We start from the raw sequence: 1335 nt of genomic DNA on the forward strand, positions 1-1335 counted from the left end.
CTTGCTGGGTGACGGCGTGGGCGTGCAGGCGGTTTTGGTCGTCGTAGTGGTAGTGGCTGAGCAGTTGGCCTTGTTGGCGTTGGTGTTCGCGACCTGCATGGAACAGGTGGGAGGTCAGCAGTGAGCCATTTAGCTCGACGGTGGCCAAGTGGCCGGCTTTGTCGTGGTTGAAGGTCAGACGGTTATTATCCGGCAGGCGTAAATGCTGAAGTTGGCCGCAGGCGTCATAGCCATAGCGCAAGGTGCCCCAGCCCTGATGTTCAGCAGTGAGACGGTTTTGTTTGTCGTACTCGTAGGCCAGCGCCCAGTGGCCGTCTTCGACGCTGAGGAGGTTGCCTTGGCGGTCGTAGGTGTAGTCGACCGTATTGCCATCGGGGAGGATTTTTCTTACAAGACGACCGGCATGGTCGCGCTCGTATTGGGTAATAAGCTGACTGCCATCGTCGCCGTGTTCGGTCTTTTCCAGCAGGTTTCCGTTGAGGTTGTAGGCGTAGGCGGTGCGTTGGCCGTCGAAGCCGGTTTCCTGTCGGATCAGGCCGTTGGGGTGGTAGTCCAGTCGATAGGTTTCGCCGACTTCGTTTTCGATTTCAGTTAGCAAAAGGCGGGCATTGTCGTAGCGGTACTTGACCTGAGTACCATCGGCGTTGATGCGACGGCTGATCAGGTGCAGTCCGTCGGCGTATTCGTAGCGGGTGACGTGGCCGAGTTCATCGCGTTCGGCGATGATTTTTCCGTAGGGGTTGTAGCTGAATTCCCGTGTAGCGCCGTCCGGCAGTATCCAGCGACTCAAGCGTCCTACCGCGTCCCATTGATACTGAGTCAGCGCGCCGTGCTCATCCTCACGCGACACTTGCCGCCCCAGATCGTCATAGCGATAACGCTTGATGCTTCCATTGGGCAGCTGTTCTTCAACAAGCTGCCCGCGCTCATTCCACACCAGACGATGACAACTGTGGTCGGGATACCAGACACCGGTCAGTTGCCCTTGCTTGTCGTAGCTGTAGTCGGTCGCGTTGCCCTCCGGATCAATCCTGCGGATGACATCGCCTTGCTCATTACGCTCGTATTTCCAGACCGCCTCACCACGCCGTACAACCCGTACGAAACCGTTGTCATGCTCGTAGGACGTCGGCTCATCCTCCCCCGGAAACAGCGCCACCAAGCGTCCGGCGTCGTCGTACTGATACGCCGTCACCGCGCCCAGCGGGTCCTGCTCGACGGTCAGTCGGCCCTTGGCATCATAGGATTTGAAATGCCGGGCACCGTCGGGATCGATGCGCTGTACCAGTCGCGCCCGGTCGTCATGCACGTACACTTCCTGGCTGCCATCGGCGT

At 59.0% G+C, this 1335-nt stretch carries 1 pseudogene; it reads right to left on the reverse strand.

Annotation, left to right across the window (positions count from 1 at the left end):
- Window positions 1–1335 (reverse strand): annotated as a pseudogene (locus tag BFP93_RS03595) (RHS repeat protein); the annotation flags it as partial.

This window comes from Pseudomonas sp. 44 R 15, from assembly GCF_900004965.1.
GTDB classification, from domain to species: Bacteria; Pseudomonadota; Gammaproteobacteria; order Pseudomonadales; family Pseudomonadaceae; genus Aquipseudomonas; species Aquipseudomonas orientalis_A.